The following is a 21,111-nucleotide window of genomic DNA, read 5'->3' as shown; positions in this document are numbered from 1 at the left end:
TCAATTTATAGTTATCTAATTAAAAGGAGGAATTAATTTGCAAAACAGGCTAAAGATTTTAGCTGTAGTACTTAGTTTAACTATATTACTAAGTAGTTTTAGCGTAGTTTGGGCTGCATCAGACAATGGTAAACATAGCAACTTTATTACAGCAATTGAGGTAAAAGGTAATAAAAAGATTTCTAATGAGGAGATTTTAAAGGTAGTTAAGACTTCAATAGGAGATCAGATTTCTAACCAGAAATTACAAAAGGATTTACAAGCTATTTTTGATTTAGGATATTTCTTTGATGTCCAAGCTTCGTTTGAAAATTATAAGAATGGAGTTAAGTTGATCTTTGAAGTAGTAGAAAATCCTATTTTAAAGAAGATTAAAATTAAAGGTAATCAGGCAATATCTGCAGGAAAGATAAAAGAACAATTGAAACTAAAGACTGATAAGATGTTAAATACTAATCAATTAAATAAAAATTTAAGAAAAGTTGAATCGTATTATCAAGAAGAAGGTTATATGTTAGCTAAGATAGAGGATATTTTGATGAAGAAGGATGGTACTTTAGTTGTTACCATTAGTGAAGGTAAGTTAGCTGAGATTAAGATTGAAGGGAATGAAAAGACTAAGGACTTCGTTATTAAGAGAAAGCTAACTATGGAACCAGGAGATGTATTTAATGTAAAAGAGATGAAGCAGGATTTAAGAGATATTTATAATTTGGGTTTCTTTAAAGATATTAAACCAAAATTAGAGAAGAATTCTACTAATGAGAATAGTGTTAGCTTAACTATAGAGGTTAAAGAGCGTAAGACAGGTAACTTTGGAATTGGTGCTGGTTATAGTAGTACTGATGGTTGGTTAGGACATATTGAAGTTCAAGAGAAGAATTTCAAAGGGAGAGCACAAAAACTTGGTTTCCGTTGGGAGTTTGGTGAAGAGAATACAACATATGAGTTAAGTTTCTTCGAGCCATGGGCTTTTGGTAGTGATACTTCATTTGGATTCAGCATTTATGACCGTACTGATGAGAAGACAGGAGATTTCTCTGAATATGCACAAGGCTCTAATAATGAAGCTTTAGACTATGAAGAGCAAGAAAAAGGAGGAAGTATTACTCTTGGTCATCCTTTAGGCTATGACATAGAAGGATATTTAAAGTATGAATATGATGATACTTCTTTAGATGGAGAGAATATACCTTCAGCAGCACTAGAAGAATTAGAAGGTAATACTCGTAGTTTAACTTTTTCTACTGTTAGGGATACACGAAATGATGTCTTTAATCCAACAGATGGACGTCAAGATAGACTTTCTATTGAATATGCAGGTCAGCAGTTAGGCGGTGACACTGATTTTACTAAGTATCAGTTAGATTTAAGAGATTATACTCCAGCCTATTTTTTTGAAGATAATAGTTGGGCTTTTCGTTTCAAAACAGGATTAAGTGATAGTGGTTTACCTGTTAATGAAGAATATGAATTAGGTGGAGCTCAGACTGTAAGAGGTTATAAAGATGGTCAATTTAATGGTGATGATATGATTCTATTTAATGCAGAATATAGAATCCCTATTGCTGATAAATTTACAGGTGTCTTATTTACAGATGCAGGTAAGGTATGGGAAGAAGGAGAGAACTTCAATTTAGATAATCTTAAAAAGTCAGCTGGGTTAGGTGTTAGAGTAAGTACGCCAGTTGGACAGATTAGATTAGATTATGGTTTCCAAGAGGAAGATTCAAGATTACACTTTAGTTTAGGACAATCTTTCTAAAAGAATAATTTAAAATTAAGTAGAGAGGGGACATAAAAAATGTTTTTAAAGAAGAATTTAACTAAAGTATTGACAATTATGTTAATTGTAGTTATGGGGGCAGGAGCATTTGCTTTATTCTCACCAAAGGCAAGTGCAAAGTCAGAAATTAAGGAATCAATTGCATATGTAGATATGCAGTATTTATTCGAAAATCATCCTGATATTCCAGCGGTAAAGAGTAAGCTTAATCAAGATCTTCAAGGCTTACAGCAACAATTAAAAGGAGAATTACAATCTAAGATTGAACAGGTACAGGGAGCAGAAAAACAGAAATTGGTTCAGCAATATCAGCAAAAACTAAATGTAGAAGCTAATAAACGTCAAAAACAACTATTAAAACCAATTAATGATGAGATTAAAGCTACTATTGATGAGATAGCTAAAGAACAAGGAATTGCTGTTGTCTTACAAAAGGATATGATTATTTATGGAGGAACAGATCTGACTTCTCAAGTATTAGATAGACTTAAAGCTAAGAATAAAGCTGATAAACAAGAGACATCTAAAAAGAATGATAAATAGAATAATTAATCTACTAGAATATGTTTTAGGAAGTAGGTGAATTTTTAATGAAGAATAAGGCTTTGAAAAAGTTAGGTGTTGTACTCATTCTACTCCTGTTAGTTACAGGTTGTAGTAGTATTTTAGCTACTGACAATCCTACTCAACAACAAGGTAATGATCAAACACAAGATGTAAAAGAAACTAATGAAAATAAGAATGCATCAAATAGCAAAGAGGTAGCAGATAAAGTTAGGATAGGAGTAGTAGACTTAGCAAAAATAAAGACTGCTCATCCTCAAGCTAAAACGTTAGAGAATTTAGGGGAACAGATTCGCGATATTAATATTGAGTTACAAGCACAAGGAGATACTCTTAATTTAACTCGAAAGAATCGTCAAGAACATTTAAAGAGTATAGATAAGCAGATAGATAAACGATTACAAGATACTAAGGATAAATATCAAGAAAGAATTGATACTAAAGTTGAAAGAACAAAAGAAGAAATATCAGCATATGAGGATAGAATTAAAGAAGAAATGAGAGATAAGTTAGAAAAGAAACAAGTAAAGATTAAAAAACAAATTAAGAATAAAATAGAAGCTAAAAAAGAAGAACAGCGTAAGATATTAAAAGAATATAATAAAGAGTTGCATGATAAGTATTATCAAGACATTTTAAATCTTAGATTAAAACTACAAATGTTACAAAGTTCTTCTAAAGAAAAGAAAGAATATCAAAAAGAGTTAGTTGCTCTAGAGAAAAAAAGGAAACAGGAACTTAATGATAAGAAGCATGAATTAGAAAAGAAACTTAAAGAATTTATTAGTCAACAACAAAAAGAGGCTAATAAGAAATTTAAGACTTATCAACAAGAATTAACTAATCAGATGAATAATAAGGTAATGAAAAGGAAGAAAGAAGCTAATGAAGAATTACAGTCTTATGTCCAAAAACAGCAAAAACTTTTAAAAGAAGAGATGCAGAATAAACAGGCTAATTTAAGTGAAAAATTACAAGGAACTATTGTAGAAGCAGAGAAACAGTTAAGCAGTAGTATTGAAACAAAGAATAAGAAGTTAGTAGATGGTTTAGATGAATTAAAGAATGGTCAAAAGTCTTTGCAAACAGAAATCATGAAAGATATTAAAGCAGAAATAGCCAAAGTAGCAAAGGAGAAAGAACTTGATGTAGTACTGATTGATTATCGTAATAATATAGCAGCAGTAGATATTACAGATGAGGTAATCATTAAGTTAAAAAATTAGATAGGTATATAGGGAAGGAAGGATGTTAGATGAAGGTTAATAAGTCATTAAAGCTACTTTTATTAGCTATTGCATTATTGGTGTTAGTTACAGGCTGCACTTCCCAAAAACAAAAAATTGGCATAGTAGATATGAAGAAGGTTGTAGAAGAGAGTAAGCAAGTCCAGAAATATCAACAAAATTTAGACCAAAAGTTAAAAGAACTGCAATCTGAATATGAAGCTAAGCTACAAGATATTAAAGATGAAGAGAAGTTAAAAGATGAACGACAAAAAGCTTATAAACAAAGTCAAAAGATTAAGGAAGAGATGGAAAAGAAATTAAGAAAGACTATTCAAGAAGCTGTTAAAAAAGTAGCTAAAGAAGAAAAGATTGATATAGTAGTTCGCAAAGCAGAAGTGCAATATGGAGGAATAAATATTACTGACCAAGTTATTAAATCATTAGAGTAATTTAAAACTCTAACTAATTAATCTTATAATTAAGGGAGTTTTAAGGAATATTATACCTAGTAAGCTTTTTAGATTATCTAAGGAGCTTACTAGATTTAGTTTTTAGTGGGAGGTTGTAGAACTTGTCCTTACTGTTAGAGGATCTAGTAAAAATAGTAGATGGTGAATTAGAAGGTGATCCTACCCTAGAGATAATTGGTGTAGGAGGGGTTAATGATGTTGAAAATAGAGAGCTTACTTTTGCTCAAAATCCAAATTACTTGGATAAAGCTCTAGCTAGTCCTGCCTCTGCAATTATAGTTACTCATGAGTGTGAAACTGTTCCAAATAAAGCATTGATAAAAGTTGATAATCCTAGATTAGCATTTGCTAAGATTGCTCAAAATTTTACTCCAGAATTATTTAAAATTGATCAAATTCATCCTACTGCGGTGGTTGCTGATGATGTAGAATTAGGTGATGATATCTCTATCGGTCCTAATGTGACTATAGAATCGGGTAGTAAGATTGGAGATGGAGCTAGAATAGCAGCAGGGGTTTATATTGGAAGCCAGGTATCAATAGGTGATAATACTTTACTACATCCTAATGTAGTGATTAATGCTGAAACTAAGATTGGTTCTGAAGTTATTATTCAGGCTGGAACTGTGGTTGGTAGTGATGGATATGGCTATGAGAGCACTGATACAGAGCATTATAAAGTTCCGCAATTAGGAGATGTAATCATTGAAGATAAGGTTGAGCTAGGAGCTAATGTGACTATAGATCGGGCTGCTACTGGTTCTACAATTATTGGAGAAGGTACTAAGGTTGATAACTTGGTACATATTGCTCATAATGTTAAGCTAGGAAGAAACTGTCTTGTAATTGCGCAAGTAGGGATTGCTGGTAGTGCTCAATTAGGAGATTGGGTGACACTAGCAGGGAAGGCTGGTGTAATTGGTCATCTAACAGTGGGTGATAATGTTACGGTAGCTGCTCAGAGTATTGTTACTAAAGATGTTCCGTCTGATTCTTTTTATTCAGGTTATCCAGCTAGAGATCATAAATCTGAGATGAGGGTTAAAGCTGCTAGACGCAAGCTGCCAAATTTAATTAAAGAATTAAATAAATTAAAAAGAGAAGTAAAAGAGTTAGAAAACAAAATAGATAGTAGTCCTAATGAGTGATGGCAATCACATAAATGATAACAGTATATACAGTATATTATATATAGTACAAAGCAAAGTATAAAATAAACTAAAAGGAGAATTAAATATGCTAAGTAAAAAGATGAATTTAGTAATGATGGTTACACTATGTTTAGTGTTAGGGCTAGGTAGTAGTGCTTTAGCTTTAACTGCTACTCAGAATGGATTTAGCGGTTTAGTTACTATTCCTACTGCGGATATACAGCAGACTGGGGATTTAACATTAGGTTATGAGGTAGTTGAGAATGGAGATGTCATGTTACTTAATTACGGAGTAGATGATAATATTGAATTAGGGTTAACTGGTTATTGGTATGACAATAATCTACAAGATGATGATGTGGTTTTGAATGCTAAAATGCAATTTATGGAAGAAAATAAGAAGCAACCGGCATTGGCCATGGGATTAACCGATGAAGATTTATATATAACAGCTAGTAAGAATTTTAATTATTACGGATTAAGGGGTCATATAGGAATCGGTAATGGCAGATTTGATGGAATTTTTGCTGGTTTGAGTAAGACTCTTAATCCAGTTTCTATATCTGATTCTAAGCAAAACCAATTTAAGATGCCAGTAACGACTTTAATGTTAGAATATAATGACCATGATTTAAATGCAGGAGCTAAATTTAAGTTAAATTCACAATTTGATTTTAATGTAGCAGTAACTGATATGTCAGATCTTTCAGCTGGAATTAATTTTAATAATAGTTTTTAAATTAGAGTATATAAATGGTAACCTTCTAGTTTTTACTAGGAGGTTATTTTTTTATTGCAATATCCATTAATTACATTAATTATCCTATTTACGCCTTTTATCTTAGATGTTATAATTGATAAGGATAGGAGTGAGGTTAATGGAGATTTTAAGACATGAATTTCGTAAAGATCTATTAATCTGGTTGATTGTTGTGTTATTAATCGGTAGTAGTTTAGCTGCAGGCATAGGTTATTTAGCAGATAAATATTTTGGTGATACAGTTGATGGTATTTTGGGTGATTATGGTAAATATGATTTCTTATTAACTATTAGTCAAGAAATGAATGATTCAACTTATAGAAAGGTTAAAAAGAAGGTAGCTAAAGAGTTGCCAGGTTCAGAATTAAAGAAAGGAATAACTGTAGCTGGAAAAGCTAACTATTTCTTGCAGATAGATGATGAATTTAGAAATAGAGAAGTTTTTTCTAGAATTGAAGATGAATATGAACAGATAGTAGGTTTAGAGAATGTTTCCTTAATAACTGAACCTAAACTTTCTATACAGGGAATGGTAGGGAATGTTAATCAAATTTTAATTAAAAAGTTTTCTGCCATACCAGAGGTTGACTTTGTCTTATCAGTAAGTTCAGGTTTAGAAGTAATCTTTAAGTCGACTACTGATTTAAATTCAGCTAAAAGTGAAATAGAAGAAATTTTAGATGAATATGAAGTATTACAATTAAGGTTTCCTATTGAAGAAGATTCAGAAAAAATAGCTAAAATGAGTAATGACTTACGTAATCAACTAAAAGATGAATTTTCTTCTAGTGATATAAAAGGCTTAGGTGCTGGTCAAAGAGCTAATTTAGATGATTTAGTTAAAACTATGAATCAGATGAAGAGTTTTTTATTAAAATATGCAACTATTGTTCAGGTAGAAATACCAGATGACTTACAAATTGATAAAGGGAATAACTTAGTAATAGCTGGTCAGGGAAAAGAAACTTTAGACATTGGGGAAAAGGCTACTTCTAAGTCTATTAAGCTGACACCATTAGAGATAAAAGAGGGTGTATTAAAAACTTTGATAACTCAAGGTGATGGTTCACAAATTACTAGAGAATATGTATATTTACTTGATAACTCAGGTAAAATCACTAAAAAAGTAGGTAAAGTTGAAGTTAAAAGACCGCGATTTTTATTAAAGAAAGCAGCAGATGAGACTGAAGAAGTAGTCCCTAAATTAAGTGGTATTTTGACTAACGCTGAACAGATTAATCAAAAGTTATTAACATGGTTAAATAGTTATCAAGATGGGTTAGATAAAGTAGGAAACTTAAAATCTGACTTAACTAAACAAAAGAATAAATTAAATGATTTTGCATTGAATAATCAAAAAGATATAAAGGAATTCTTGGATATAGTAAGTAAGATAACTGATATAACTACTAGTTTAGAGGCTAGTCTGACAAGGCTAGATTCATTGCAAGAAGAATTGCTGCATATGGATTCAAACTTTAGAACTTTTGAAAGAAACTTAGAGAAACAGGTGACGCTTTTATCTTTAGCAGGAGCTGATAATAAGCGATTAATTGAATTAAGAAAATCTATTCATCAACTTAGGCAACAAGTTACTAGTCAAACAGATACAATTGTTGGTAAGATAAACCAGTACAATCCACTTTTAAATAAATTAAGAAATTGGAATAATAAATTAGAATCCTTTAAGAAAGTATTACAAGCTGGTGCTAATTCAAAGATTAGTTCTAAAGAGATAAATGAATTATTTAAAGTTGTGTCGGGTAATATAGGAGACACAGTTAAGGGATTAAATAATATCAATCAATCCCAACTAGAGGAAAAATTACTAAACCTAAGGGAAGGTTTATTAAAATTAGATAAATTAAACTTTGGTTTAATAAGTGAACAGTTGAGATATCTTCAGACTACATTACCGAATCTTAAAGATGAAGAAATCACAGGAACTATTCAGTTATTGAATAAGTATTTAGCAGGTCAAGTTGTTCCTGGGGATGCAGCTTACTTTTTAATAAATAATAAAATAGATAAGAGTAGATTAAAAAAGGTAGTTAATAATTATTTCACAAGACTACCAGTTAATCAAGTATTTACTAAAGTAGGAATAATTAAACCTAATGTCCGAGGAGAACTATATAGGATATTAGGAGAGGTTAGAGAGACATTGACTGCTTTAATAGCATTAATCTTTACAGGGCTAGTCTTATTTGTGGACCAGACTTTAGTTATGGTAACTATTCAAAAGATGAAGTCACAAGAAGACAGAAGGTTTGTTAGGTTTTTAAAATCGAGTTATTTATATGGTATGTTATTAGGTGGATTACTTTTAAGTAGTATATTTTATATTTCGAAAGCAAAGTTACCTTATTTAGGTGTAGGGTCTATATTTATAGTTGGTGCAGTATTAGGAGTTTTAGCTGCTAAGAAAGCTACGGCTATTAATCCTATAGATGAGTCAGAAATCTTAGCTGGAGAAGCATTAGGGCTAGAATATACTGAGATCATGCATGAAATTGCAATTCCTAATGGAAGGCCAGGTTTTTTAACATTATTAAATAGGAGACAAATGATATTTAAGTGATGGGAAACACTTGATATTTAGAAATGATGTGATATGCTAATGTTAGAAGTTTGTAATCTATACAAGTCTTATGGTACATTAGAAGTATTAAAAGGAATTAACTTTAGTGCTCAAAAAGGAGAAACTTTAACCATTATGGGCCCTAGTGGTTGTGGGAAGTCTACTACTATTAGGTGCATAAATCGACTAACAGAACCAGATTCTGGTCATATTATATATAAGGGTAAGGATATTTTAAGATTGCATAAACCAGAATTATTAAAGATTAGACAAGATATAGGTTTTGTTTTTCAAGGTTTCAATTTAATCAATAGATTAACAGTCTTTGATAATATTATGTTAGCATTGATGAAACAGGATTTATCTAAAGAAGAAGTTAAAAAACGAGTTAGAAAAAGTTTAGATCAAGTTCATTTGAGAGATTTTGCTGATAGTTATCCTCAAGATTTAAGTGGAGGCCAAAAACAACGTGTGGGGATTGCTCGAAGTTTGGCTTTAAAATCTAGTTTAATGTTACTAGATGAACCAACTGCTGCTTTAGACCCAATCTTAGTAAGAGAAGTTTTAGAGGTTTTAGAATCTATTACTTCTACTCAAGATAAGAGTATTATAATTGTAACTCATGAGATAGATTTTGCTTATAAAGTTTCAGACAGAATCTTATTAATGGATCAAGGAAGAATAGTAGAAAGAGGAGACCCTGAAAAAGTTTTTACTGAACCAACATCTAAAATTGGTAAGAAGTATAAAGAGTTGTTTGAATATAAATAAATTTTATGAATAATTGCAGGAGAATGATAGATTTTTATGGAATTAATTAAAAGTTATCAAGAAAGGAGGCAGTCATGCGCTCAAATTCGGAGAAACAACAGACTTTAAAAGAGTCGATCTCGTATGACGGTGTAGGATTGCATACAGGTCAAAATGTAAAAATAACTTGTAAACCATTACCGGCTGATAGTGGTATAATATTTAAAAGAGTGGATTTACCAGGAAAACCAGAAATAAAAGCAGAAGTAGATAATGTAGTGGCTACTAATCGATCTACCACTATTGGAACTGATGAATATAGAATTAGCACTGTAGAACATTTATTATCAGCGTTAAATGGTGCTGGTATAGATAATTTGTTAATTGAAATTAATGCTGAGGAAGTTCCAGTCACTGATGGTAGTGCTAAGGTTTTTTTAGAACTTTTATATGAGGCAGGCATTGAAGAATTAGATTCTAAAAGAAAAGTTTATAAAATTGATGAAATAATTTGGGTTAGAGAAGGTGACGCCTACTTAGTTGTCTTACCTTTTGTTAGTTTTAAGACTAGTTATACTTTTGTTTCTGAACATTCTGCTATAGGTAATCAATTTGGAGAATTTATTATAAATGAGGAAGTTTTTAGAGATGAATTAGCACCTTGTAGAACTTTTGGGTTTGCACAAGAAATAGAGGATTTACAGGCTCGGGGGTTAGCATTAGGTGGTAGTTTAGAAAATGCTATTTTAATTGAGGAAGATGAAGTTATTAATGATTTAAGATTTCCTGATGAGATTGTTAGACATAAGATTTTAGATTTAGTTGGTGATCTGTCATTGATTCCACCTTTTAAAGGACATATTATTGCTGTGCGTTCAGGTCATAAACTGAATGTTAAATTAGCTAAAAATATTAAAAGCTACTTATTTGACCAGTAGTTAAGCGAGGTAAAGCATAAGAGGAGGATGAATTATGTTAGATATAAATGAAGTTAAAGAGATTTTACCACACCGTTATCCTTTTTTATTAGTTGATAGAATTTTGGAGTTTGAGGAAGGAGAAAGAGTTGTAGGTTTAAAGAATGTAACAACCAATGAAGAGTTTTTTAATGGCCATTATCCAGGACATCCAGTTATGCCTGGGGTATTGATTATTGAAGCCATGGCTCAAGTAGGTGGCTTTGTAATGCTGGATAATAAAGATAGTGAAGAAGAGCAGGTCCCTTATTTTGCTGGGATAGATAAGGCTAGATTTAGAAAGCCTGTTATACCAGGTGACCAATTAATAATTGAAGCTGAAGTATTAAAGTTAAGAGGGAGAATTGGTAAGGTGTCGACGAAAGCTCTAGTAGATGATGAGATTGTAGCTGAAGCTAGATTAATGTTTGCAATTCAAGGTAAATAGTATTCTTAATTAAATTCGAACTATGGATCAGATTTGAGGGAGGAAGAATAATGAAGACAAATCAGAGGAATAATGTTGTACACATAGCTAATATCCATGAAACGGCGGTAGTTCATTCTGACGCAGAGATTGGTAAAGATGTAGAAATTGGGCCTTATTCTGTAATTGGTGAAAATGTAAAGATTGGTGAAGGAACAGAAATAGGTGCACATGTTGTAATAGATGGCTGGACAGAGATTGGAAAGAATAATAAGCTCTTTACAGGTGCTTCCATTGGTTTAGAGCCTCAAGACTTAAAATATCATGGAGAAGAGAGTTATTTAACTATTGGGGATGACAATACAATTCGAGAATATGTAACGATTCATCGTGGAACTGAAGAAGGCGGTAGAGAGACTAAGATAGGTAATGATAACTTACTCATGGCTTACTGTCATGTGGCTCATGATTGTCAATTAGGTGATAATATTATCATGTCTAATGCTGTCAACTTAGCAGGACATATTATGATTGAAGATTCAGCAGTTATTTCTGGGTTAACAGGAATTCATCAATTTGTAAGAATCGGAAAGATGGCTATGGTAGGAGCTCATTCTAAAGTAGTAAAAGATGTTCCACCTTATATCTTAGTTGATGGTCATCCAGCGACAGTAAATGGTATTAATGTAATAGGATTACGAAGAAATGGTATTACACCTGAATTACGTAAAGAGATTAAGACTGCTTATAAATATCTATATCGTTCTAGTCTAAATATTTCACAGGCTATTGAAAAGATGGATCAAGAGTTAGATAGTAGTCCGGAAATTGAACATTTCTTACGTTTCTTAAGAAATGCACAACGTGGAATATGTAGATAAAGTAGAAGTAATTTAGGAGGATAATTATGGACAGAGTGGGGCTGATTGCTGGAAACGGAAATTTGCCAATATCTTTTGCTAAAGCTGCAAAAGATAATGATAAAGAGATAGTGGCAATTAATATCACTGACCAAGCTCCAGCAGATAGATTAGGTGAAATTGTTGATGAGAATTATGAAATAAGTGTCGGTCAGTTAGATAAGATAATAAATAGACTACAGAAATCTGGTATAAAAGAGATAGTAATGGTAGGTAAAGTAAATAAAGACTTACTTTTTACTCTAGAGTTTGATACAAGAATGATGAAGTTATTAAATAATCTAGAGGAGAAGAATGATGATGCTATCTTATTAGCTTTAGTAAATGAATTAAAAGAAGCAGGAATTGAGGTAAAAGAACAGACAACTTATTTAGAAACGTTACTGCCTAAGTCTGGAGTTTTGAATTCGATTAAACCTACTAAAGAGCAATTAAAAGATATGAAGTTTGGGTTTAAGATGGCTAAAGGAATTGGTAATCTAGACATTGGACAAACAGTTGTAGTCAAGAATAGTGCAGTAATAGCTGTAGAGGCTATTGAAGGTACTGACCAGGCTATCTTAAGAGGAGGCCAATTGACTTCAGAAGGTGCAATTGTTGCTAAGGTTAGTAAACCAGACCAGGATTTTAGGTTCGATATTCCTACTATTGGTATAGAAACAATTAAAAATTTGATTGAGATTAAGGCGCAAGGAATTGTAATTGAGGCTGGTAAAACTTTTGTTGTAAATCAAGCAAAGGTTTGTCAGATGGCTAATAAAGCTAATATTTCTATTGTAGCAATGAGGTGAAAGAATGGCTAAAGTTTTAGTAATAGCTGGTGAAGCTTCTGGTGATATGCATGCTGCCCATGTTATTGAAGAGATGAAAAGGCAGTATGATGATTTAGAATTTGTAGGTATTGGTGGTACCCAGATGGCTGAAGCCGGAGTTGATATTATTTTTGATCCTACTAAGCTAAGTACCATCGGTTTTATAGAAGCTTTAAAACACTTGCGTTTAATGTATCAGGTTTTAGATAAATTAGAAAAAACAATTGACCAAGAGAAACCGGATGTAGCCTTGTTGGTTGATTACTCCGGTTTTAATCTTAAAGTAGCAAAATTAACAAAGAAAAAAAGGGTACCAACAGTTAATTACTTTGCTCCTTCAGCCTGGGTTTGGGGTAAATGGAGAGCTAAGAAGATGGCTCGACGTCAGGCTAAAATTGCTTCGGTATTTCCTATGGAAGCTGAAGTATATAATGAAGCTGGAGCAGAGGTTAACTTTGTAGGACACCCTTTATTGGATATAGTAGAGTCAAAATTTAATTTAAAAGAATCGGTTAATGAATTAGTCGATTTAGATAAGGATATTGTTGGGCTCTTACCAGGGAGTAGAGAACAAGAGATTGAGTCTCTATTACCATCAATGTTAAGAGCAGCAGAAATATTGCAAAGCAGAAGGAAGAATATTAAATTTGTTTTACCAGTTGCTGAGACTATTTCTCAGCAGCTAATAGAGAGAATAGTTTCGGGTTATGAAATTAATATTAGAATGGTATCAGGTCATTCTTATGAAGTCATGGATTTAGCTAAATTGGTTATTGTAGCTTCAGGAACGGCTACTTTAGAAGCTGCTTGTTTAGGGACACCTATGGTAATTATTTATCAGACTTCACTGCTTACCTGGTTATTAGGCAATCTACTGGTTAAGATTCCATATGTAGGGTTGCCTAATATTATTATGGAGAAGGAAATAGTTCCAGAATTATTACAAGATGAAGTGAAACCAGACAATATTGTTGAAGCTAGCTTAAAAATTTTGGATTCACCAGAATACTATCAGCAGATTCAAAAAGATTTACAGACTGTAGTAACTAAATTAGGTGATGGTGGAGCAATTAAGAAAGTAGCTCAGATGGTCCTACAAGTAGGAGGAGTGAATTAAGATTGGAACTAATCAAACGTATATTAAATTATGTTAAACCTTATCGGAAAAGACTAGCAACAGCTATTGTAGCAATGATGCTCCATTCCTTTTTAACCGTATTATTTATTAAGGTATTTAAAGATTTAATTGACACTATGATTAACAATATTTCAAATACAGGTGAAGGTTTGGTTAAATTAAGTTGGGTTGCGGCAGGAATTATTGTTGTCTTTTTTCTCAAAGGAATTGCTTATTACGCACAGAAATATTTAACCTCATATGTAGCCCAAAAGGCTATCCGAGATGTTCGTAATGATTTATATCATCATCTGCAACATTTATCATTAAAGTTTTATGACAAAATGAATACAGGTCAAATTATGTCCCGAGTAACTAATGACGTAGGTAAACTACAGAGTGCCATAGTTTCTGGGGCAATCGGTATATTTTATAAGACATTTACATTAGTTGGAGGGCTTGGTTATCTGTTTTATTTAAGTTGGAAATTAGCATTAGCGATTGTAATTATTTTTCCACCGGTGACTTATGTATTTATTAAATTTAACAAACGAATAAGAAAAGTGAGCAGAAGAGTTCAGGCTAAGGTAGCAGATATTACTGAGGTTTTACAGGAAACAATTACTGGAGTAAGAATAGTTAAGGCCTTTGGTCAGGAAGAGTATGAGTATGATAAGTTTAGTCAAGAGAATCATGAAAACTTTAGAGCTACTATGAAGAATACTCAATTAAGTGCTAGTCTGACTCCAATTGTAGAAATCTTAGCTTCTTTTGCCTTTACTTTTGTATTATGGTATGGAGGTTATGAAGTAATTAAAGGCAATATGACTCCCGGAGAGTTATTAGCTTTCTTCACGTTATTAATTACTATTTCTGGTCCTATTAAATCTTTAAGCAAGCTATCTAATACTATTCAGCAAGCATTAGCAGCGGCAGATAGAATCTTTGAGATTATGGATTTAGAGGTAGATATTAAAGAGAAGAAAGAAGCTATTGAATTAGGAGAGGTTGATGGAAAGATTGAGTTTAAAGATGTGTGGTTTAGTTATAATGAAGATGAAATGGTTTTAAAAGGGATTGATTTAGTAGCTAATCCTGGTGAAGTAGTTGCTTTAGTTGGTCCTAGTGGAGCTGGGAAATCTACTCTAGTCGACTTAATTCCTAGATTCTATGACCCACAGAATGGTGAAGTTTTAATAGACGGATATAATATTAAGGATTTAACTATTGGGTCATTACGTGATAAAATGGGGATAGTACCCCAAGAGACTATGTTATTTGGAGGTACCGTTAAGGATAATATTGCTTATGGTTCTATTGATAGAGTTAAAGAGGAGGTTGTTGCTGCAGCTAAGGCAGCTAATGCCCATGAATTCATAATGGAGTTTTCAGATGGATATGACACTGCAGTTAGTGAAAGAGGCTCTAGTCTATCCGGAGGACAACGACAACGAGTTGCTATTGCTAGAGCTATTTTAAAAGATCCTAAGATATTAATTTTAGATGAAGCTACTTCTGCTTTAGATACAGAATCAGAAGCATTAGTACAAGAGGCTCTAGAAAGATTAATGCAGAATCGAACAACATTTGTAATTGCCCATAGACTATCTACGATTTTGAATGCGGATAGAATAGTTGTTTTAGACGAAGGAGAAATTATAGAGACAGGTACTCATGAAGAGTTATTAGCCACAGGCGGTTTATATAGTAGTTTATATGAAGTACAGTTTGCCGATTAAAGGATTATGGAGGATTTTTTATGAAGAAGATTAAGACTTATTTCATCTATTTATTTGCTTTAATCTTAGTCTTAGTAATTAATATAACTTTACGATTACAGGTGTTTGGAAATGATAAATTAGAGGAATTAAAGGCAGAAGGTAAAAGCTTGATTTTTACCTTCTGGCATGGAAAAATGTTAGTGCCAATTTATTATTTTCGCCGTAAAGGTTATTATGGTTTAGCTAGCCAGAGTCGCGATGGCGAATATATAAGTAGAGTCTTGCAGAAGTTAGGCTGGAAGGTTGTAAGAGGATCTACTTCTAAAGGAAGTGTTAAGTCTTTATTAAAGTTAATTAAGACCTTACGAAAAGGAAATCATATTGCCATTACTCCTGATGGTCCCCGAGGACCTCGTCATAAGACTAAGCCAGGAACTGTCTATTTAGCTAAGAAGAGTAATAGTGTAATTATTCCTGTTGGTGTAGCTTTATCTAAGAGAAAGGTGATTAATAGTTGGGATCGATTTCATTTACCGTATTTATTTGCTAAGGCAGTTCTTTTCTTTGGTGAAGCTGTAGAAATAGAGAGTGATATTAATCAAAGTGAAATTGAAAAGAAAGTAGCAAAAGTAGATAAGCATTTAATGGAAGCAGAAGAAGAAGCTAAACAACTATTAAACCGATAGGATGGTTGATTTATATGAATCATAAGTTAGAGAACTATCTATTAGAAGTGATTAGAGGACATAAGAAAGGAATTATGGCCAGAATTGTACTATTTATTTGTTCAATATTAGCTAATATATATTATATTGGGGTAAAGATTAGAGTTAAACTTTATGATCTTGGGATTAAAAAGTCTCATGATATTCCGTGTACAATTATTAGTATAGGCAATATAAGTGTAGGTGGGACTGGGAAGACACCGATTACTCAATTTTTAGCTCGGAAATTTAAGGCTCGAGGTTTAAAAGTAGCTATTTTAAATAGAGGATATAAAGCAGAGTTTGAAGGAGGTATAGGGTTAGTTTCCGATGGGAAACAGGTCTTAATGACTCCTAAAGAAGCTGGAGATGAGGCTTTTATGTTAGCTCAGAGTTTACCTGATGTACCGATAATTATTGGTAGTGATCGGGTAGTTACTGGACGATATGCTTATAAACATTTTGAACCAGATATTATTCTGTTAGATGATGGGTTTCAGCATTGGAAGTTAGATAGGGATATAGATGTGGTAGCAATTGATGCTACAAATCCTTTTTCCAATGGCTCTATGATACCTCGAGGGACCTTGCGAGAACCTTTATGTAGTTTAGAGCGAGCTGATGTTTTCTTTATAACTAAAGTAGATCAAGTCTCTCAAGATGAAATTAATAAGATTAGAGCTAAACTTGATGATTATAATCATATGGCACTTATTTTTGATACTATTCATTCACCTACCTATTTACGTGGTTTAGGAGGCGAGATTAATCTTGATTCCAATTTAGACTTATCAGATAAAAAGGTGATGTCGGTCTCAGGAATAGGCAATCCTAAATCTTTTGAACAAACTTTAACTGATTTAGGGGCTAATGTAGTAGATTCTATTAGATTCGAAGATCATCATCAATATCAAGAAGATGAGATCGTTGAGATTTTTTCTAAAGCTATCGAAAAAGATGTAGAATTAATTATTACTACCGAAAAAGATGCTGTAAGTATGTCATCAGAATTAGTAGTTAAAATTAAAGAACAATCAATAGATGTGAAGGTATTAGGTATTGAGGTTGAAGTACTTGGTGAAGAAGTTAGAATTGAGACGTTATTATCTAAGATGGAGGGAAGAAGATGGAAGACAAGGAAGTAGTAGGGATTATCCCGGCTCGTTATGCATCGACACGTTTACCAGGTAAACCATTAGTGGATATCTGTGGTAAACCTATGATCCAACATGTTTATAAAAGAACAAGCCAAACTGAGGTTTTAGATAGAGTAATTGTAGCTACTGATGATCAAAGAATTCAAAAGGCTGTTAATCAATTCGGTGGAGAAGTAGTAATGACTTCTAAAGACCATCAAACTGGGACCGATAGATTGGCTGAAGTAGCTACTGAGATAGAAGCCGATATTATAGTTAATATTCAGGGAGATGAGCCATTAATAGCTTCAGAAATGATCGAAGAGGCTGTTAAGCCTTTACTAAAAGATGAAGCAATAGTTATGGGAACATTAAAAAAAGAGATTAAAGGCTTAACTGAATTAAATAATCCTAACCTGGTTAAGGTAGTTACAGATAAAGAAGGTTATGCTCTTTATTTTTCTCGGGCTCCAATTCCTCATCTGCGAGATAATCAAGAAGCAGGCAGGTTTTATAAACATATTGGATTATATGTTTATCAGAGAGATTTTCTATTAAAGTTTGCTCAAATGGAGAGCACATCTTTAGAGGAGATGGAGTCATTAGAACAATTAAGAGCTTTAGAGAACGGATATCGGATCAAAGTAGTTGAAACTAAACATACTTCTATTGGAGTTGATACAGAAGAGGATTTAGTTAAAGTAAGAGAATTAATGGAGGAGATATAGATGGTTAAAGAGGTTGTACTTAATGAAGATATTAAGTTTGGAGGAGAGAATGGATTTGTTTTATTAGCTGGTCCTTGTGCGATTGAAAGTGAAGAAAGATGTCTTAGGGTAGGAGAAGCTGTTAAAGAGATTACAGATAGATTAGATATTCCATATGTCTTTAAGTCATCATATGATAAGGCTAATCGTTCTTCTATTGAATCTTATCGTGGGCCTGGTTTAGAGGATGGTCTAAAGACTTTAGAGAAAGTGAAACAGGAGTTAGATCTACCTGTCTTATCAGATGTGCATACAATTGAAGAAGCTAAAAAGGCTGCAGATGTATTAGATATTATGCAGATTCCAGCTTTTCTTTCTCGTCAAACTGATTTAGTAACTGCTGTAGGAGCAACTGGAGCGGTAGTTAATGTAAAGAAAGGACAATTTTTAGCTCCATGGGATATTGATAATGTAGTAGAAAAGATAGAAAGCACAGGAAATGGAAAAATCTTGTTAACTGAACGTGGAGTCTCTTTTGGATATAATAATTTAGTAGTAGATATGCGGTCTTTACCACGAATGAGACAGACAGGCTATCCTGTGGTCTTTGATGCAACTCATAGTGTTCAATTACCTGGAGGTTCTGGAGACAAATCTGCTGGTGAAAGAGAATACGTACCATACTTAACTAGAGCAGCAATCGGTGCTGGGATAGATGCTTTATTTATGGAAGTTCATGACCAACCTAAAGAGGCTCTCTGCGATGGACCAAATATGGTTCGAATAGATGAATTAGAGAATATTTTACGCCAAGCTAAAGCCATAGATAAGATCGTTAAGGAGGGCTAAATAGTGAATTCCAAAAAAATCAAGAGACAAGCACGTAGAGTCTTAGATATAGAAGCTGAAGCTATAAGAAATTTAAGTGATTCAATTAATGGGACCTTTGTTGAATTAGTAGAAGTAATCTTAGAATGTCCTGGGAGAGTAATCATGACTGGAATGGGTAAGTCCGGGTTGATAGCTCAGAAATTATCAGCTACTTTTTCTAGTACTGGGACCCCTTCATTCTTTTTGCATCCTGGTGAAGCTATTCATGGAGATTTAGGAATGGTAACAGCCAAAGACATCGTATTTGCTCTTTCTAATAGTGGAGAAACCAAAGAGATTATTGAAATTCTGCCGGTAATTAAGCGAATTGGAGCTCAGATTATAGCCTTAACCGGAGATGTTAATTCTACTTTAGCTGAAAATGCTGATTATTATTTAGATACTAGTGTAGAAGAGGAAGCATGTCCGTTAGGCTTGGCTCCAACGGCCAGTACTACAGCTACTTTAGCATTAGGTGATGCCTTAGCAGTAGCTCTTTTAGAATCTAAAGATTTTCAACCTGAAGATTTTGCACTTTATCATCCAGGAGGAAGTCTAGGTAAAAAATTATTACTAAAGGTTGACGATGTAATGCATGTTAGAGAGAGGAATCCAGTAGTAAATCAAAAGCAGCCATTAAAAGAAGTATTATTTACAATGACTTCTACTCAAATGGGAGCTGCTAATATTATAGATAAAGATGAAAAATTAGTAGGAATTATTACTGACGGTGATGTCAGACGTCAGCTAGAAGAGTCACCTGATTTATTGAAATTATCAGCACAAAAAATCATGTCTGCTAACCCTACGGCAATTACTGCTGATAAATTAGCAGTGGAAGCTGTTAAGATAATGCAGGATAAAGAGATTAATGACCTACCAGTTGTAGATGGAGATAGAAAACCAATTGGTATGGTTAATTTCCAAGATTTACTTAAAGCAGGAGTATTCTAATTAATTGACAATTGTCAACTGTCAATTGTCAATTAAAAAAAAGGGGTGCTTTATATGCAAGATGAAGTAACAAATCGGCAGCAACTAACGAGTAAGGCAACAAATATCAAACTATTCATAACCGACGTAGATGGTGTATTGACTGATGGGAGAATTATATTAGGTAATGATGGTCAGGAGATGAAGTTTTTTCATGTGCAAGATGGGAAAGGGATTAAGTTAGCTCAAGAGGCTGGAATTGAAGTAGCTATCATTACGGGGCGTGAGTCTGAAGCAGTGACTCGTAGAGCTAAAGAGTTAGCTATTACTGAAGTCCATCAAGGGATTAAGGATAAAGTAGCTACCTTTAACCAATTATTAAGTAAATATGATCTAGATTCAGAAGAGGTAGCTTATATTGGTGATGATTTAAATGATCTATTACTCTTAAGAAGAGTGGGGTTAGCCTTAACTGTAGCTAATGGAGTTAATGAAGTGAAAGAAGAGGCTGACTATATAACTAAGAAAGATGGTGGCCGTGGAGCCATAAGAGAGGTTATTGAATTAATATTAAAGATGCAAGGAAAATGGGAGAAGCTACTTTAATTGGTAAAGGGGCTGGAGAAGGTGAAGGATATAATAATCTATATGCTATATCGATTACTAGAGATAGTAGTTAATCTAGTACCAGAGCCTCTTGCATATTTTATAGGAAAGAGGTTTGGCGATTTAGTCTATATTCTACTTAAAACCAGACGGCAAATTGCTATTAAGAATTTAAAATTGGCCTTAGAGGTAGATGATGTAGAAGCAGATCAATTAACTAAAGCTAATTTTCGTCACCTAGGAATGGTTTTAATTGAGTTTCTACGCCTTTCACAACTTACAGAGGAAAATGTAGATGAAGTTATAGAAATAGAAGGAATAGAACATTTAAAAGAAGCTCAACAGCAAAAAGAGGGATTTGTTCTCTTTACAGGTCACTTTGGTAATTGGGAGCTTTTAGGAGCTGCTTTAGCTTTGAAAGGTTTTTCTATTAATGCTTTAGCTAGAGACCAAGGTATTGAATTAATTAATGATCATATTCTACGGACTAGAGAAGAGAAAGGGATAGATATCTTTTCTAATAAAGGTATGGTTGTTAAAAAGGCTTATAGGGTTTTACAGCAGGGTGAAGGACTTTTTATGTTAGGAGACCAAAAATCTAGACATTCTGATCATTATACAGAATTTTTTGGGTTAAAGGCTAGAGTTGAGTTAGGACCAGTGGCATTAGCGGCTCGAACTAATTCTACAATTATTCCGGTATATATTGCTAGACAAGAAATTGGAAAACATAAGATATTTATTAGGGAGCCGGTGAAAGTAAAAAGGAATATTACCGAAGAAGAGACTAATAAAAAAATTAGAGAGTTAACGGCTACTTTAGAGGATATAATTAGAGAATATCCGACACAGTGGTTATGGGCACATAACCGTTGGAAGTATTCGCCTGATCTTAGAAATAATTGATTTAT

At 33.0% G+C, this 21,111-nt stretch carries 21 protein-coding genes; all 21 read left to right on the top strand.

What is annotated here, in order from left to right:
• The first annotated feature begins 37 nt into the window (after positions 1–37).
• The 21 genes from B5D41_RS04635 to B5D41_RS04535 all read left to right on the top strand — a co-directional run bounded on the left by B5D41_RS04635 (position 38) and on the right by B5D41_RS04535 (position 21,106).
• On the top strand, positions 38–1,765 hold the full coding sequence (locus B5D41_RS04635) for a BamA/OMP85 family outer membrane protein (protein WP_078809447.1): 1,728 nt from the start codon (positions 38–40) through the stop codon (positions 1,763–1,765).
• A 39-nt stretch (positions 1,766–1,804) separates the two neighbouring features.
• Complete coding sequence (locus tag B5D41_RS04630) at positions 1,805–2,329, top strand: OmpH/Skp family outer membrane protein (protein WP_078809446.1); 525 nt, start codon at positions 1,805–1,807, stop codon at positions 2,327–2,329.
• 47 nt (positions 2,330–2,376) lie between these two features.
• The gene (locus tag B5D41_RS04625) at positions 2,377–3,576 is read left to right on the top strand and encodes an OmpH family outer membrane protein (RefSeq protein ID WP_078809445.1); all 1,200 of its coding nucleotides are present in this window, start codon (positions 2,377–2,379) and stop codon (positions 3,574–3,576) included.
• Between the two features lie 29 nt (positions 3,577–3,605).
• Positions 3,606–4,028 carry an OmpH/Skp family outer membrane protein gene (locus tag B5D41_RS04620; RefSeq protein ID WP_078809444.1) on the top strand — a complete coding sequence of 141 codons (423 nt, stop codon included), beginning with the start codon at positions 3,606–3,608 and terminating at the stop codon, positions 4,026–4,028.
• A gap of 122 nt (positions 4,029–4,150) precedes the next feature.
• Positions 4,151–5,197 carry a UDP-3-O-(3-hydroxymyristoyl)glucosamine N-acyltransferase gene (gene lpxD, locus B5D41_RS04615; RefSeq protein WP_078809443.1) on the top strand — a complete coding sequence of 349 codons (1,047 nt, stop codon included), beginning with the start codon at positions 4,151–4,153 and terminating at the stop codon, positions 5,195–5,197.
• 88 nt (positions 5,198–5,285) lie between these two features.
• On the top strand, positions 5,286–5,939 hold the full coding sequence (locus tag B5D41_RS04610) for a YjbH domain-containing protein (protein WP_078809442.1): 654 nt from the start codon (positions 5,286–5,288) through the stop codon (positions 5,937–5,939).
• A gap of 139 nt (positions 5,940–6,078) precedes the next feature.
• Complete coding sequence (locus B5D41_RS04605) at positions 6,079–8,541, top strand: hypothetical protein (RefSeq protein ID WP_078809441.1); 2,463 nt, start codon at positions 6,079–6,081, stop codon at positions 8,539–8,541.
• Between the two features lie 39 nt (positions 8,542–8,580).
• Positions 8,581–9,312 (top strand): amino acid ABC transporter ATP-binding protein, encoded by a 732-nt coding sequence (locus B5D41_RS04600; RefSeq protein ID WP_078809440.1) that lies wholly within the window; start codon positions 8,581–8,583, stop codon positions 9,310–9,312.
• A 74-nt stretch (positions 9,313–9,386) separates the two neighbouring features.
• On the top strand, positions 9,387–10,229 hold the full coding sequence (gene lpxC / locus B5D41_RS04595) for a UDP-3-O-acyl-N-acetylglucosamine deacetylase (protein WP_078809439.1): 843 nt from the start codon (positions 9,387–9,389) through the stop codon (positions 10,227–10,229).
• Positions 10,230–10,263: 34 nt separating this feature from the next.
• A complete protein-coding gene (gene fabZ / locus B5D41_RS04590) occupies positions 10,264–10,695 on the top strand; it encodes a 3-hydroxyacyl-ACP dehydratase FabZ (protein WP_078809438.1) in 432 nt (143 codons plus the stop codon).
• A gap of 50 nt (positions 10,696–10,745) precedes the next feature.
• A complete protein-coding gene (gene lpxA, locus B5D41_RS04585; RefSeq protein ID WP_078809437.1) occupies positions 10,746–11,555 on the top strand; it encodes an acyl-ACP--UDP-N-acetylglucosamine O-acyltransferase in 810 nt (269 codons plus the stop codon).
• A 26-nt stretch (positions 11,556–11,581) separates the two neighbouring features.
• Positions 11,582–12,385, top strand: coding sequence for an LpxI family protein (locus tag B5D41_RS04580; RefSeq protein WP_078809436.1), 804 nt, complete (start codon positions 11,582–11,584; stop codon positions 12,383–12,385).
• 4 nt (positions 12,386–12,389) lie between these two features.
• Positions 12,390–13,523, top strand: a complete 1,134-nt coding sequence (gene lpxB, locus B5D41_RS04575; RefSeq protein WP_078809435.1) for a lipid-A-disaccharide synthase — start codon at positions 12,390–12,392, stop codon at positions 13,521–13,523.
• Positions 13,524–13,525: 2 nt separating this feature from the next.
• Entirely contained in the window at positions 13,526–15,262 is a 1,737-nt protein-coding gene (gene msbA, locus B5D41_RS04570) for a lipid A export permease/ATP-binding protein MsbA (RefSeq protein WP_143555661.1), read from the top strand.
• A gap of 20 nt (positions 15,263–15,282) precedes the next feature.
• On the top strand, positions 15,283–15,930 hold the full coding sequence (locus tag B5D41_RS04565; protein WP_078809434.1) for a lysophospholipid acyltransferase family protein: 648 nt from the start codon (positions 15,283–15,285) through the stop codon (positions 15,928–15,930).
• 14 nt (positions 15,931–15,944) lie between these two features.
• Positions 15,945–17,093 (top strand): tetraacyldisaccharide 4'-kinase, encoded by a 1,149-nt coding sequence (gene lpxK, locus B5D41_RS04560; RefSeq protein WP_078809433.1) that lies wholly within the window; start codon positions 15,945–15,947, stop codon positions 17,091–17,093.
• Positions 17,075–17,812 carry a 3-deoxy-manno-octulosonate cytidylyltransferase gene (gene kdsB, locus B5D41_RS04555; RefSeq protein ID WP_078809432.1) on the top strand — a complete coding sequence of 246 codons (738 nt, stop codon included), beginning with the start codon at positions 17,075–17,077 and terminating at the stop codon, positions 17,810–17,812. The genes lpxK and kdsB overlap by 19 nt, the downstream gene beginning before the upstream one ends.
• The gene (gene kdsA / locus B5D41_RS04550; protein WP_078809431.1) at positions 17,813–18,640 is read left to right on the top strand and encodes a 3-deoxy-8-phosphooctulonate synthase; all 828 of its coding nucleotides are present in this window, start codon (positions 17,813–17,815) and stop codon (positions 18,638–18,640) included.
• 3 nt (positions 18,641–18,643) lie between these two features.
• A complete protein-coding gene (locus tag B5D41_RS04545) occupies positions 18,644–19,615 on the top strand; it encodes a KpsF/GutQ family sugar-phosphate isomerase (RefSeq protein ID WP_078809430.1) in 972 nt (323 codons plus the stop codon).
• 54 nt (positions 19,616–19,669) lie between these two features.
• Positions 19,670–20,200, top strand: coding sequence for a KdsC family phosphatase (locus B5D41_RS04540; RefSeq protein WP_078809429.1), 531 nt, complete (start codon positions 19,670–19,672; stop codon positions 20,198–20,200).
• A gap of 21 nt (positions 20,201–20,221) precedes the next feature.
• On the top strand, positions 20,222–21,106 hold the full coding sequence (locus tag B5D41_RS04535) for a lysophospholipid acyltransferase family protein (RefSeq protein WP_143555660.1): 885 nt from the start codon (positions 20,222–20,224) through the stop codon (positions 21,104–21,106).
• Positions 21,107–21,111 lie beyond the last annotated feature (5 nt).

It is taken from the genome of Selenihalanaerobacter shriftii (assembly GCF_900167185.1).
GTDB lineage: Bacteria > Bacillota > Halanaerobiia > Halobacteroidales > Acetohalobiaceae > Selenihalanaerobacter > Selenihalanaerobacter shriftii.
Note: the sequence above shows the minus strand (reverse complement) of the source record. Positions and strands in the feature narration are given on the sequence as shown.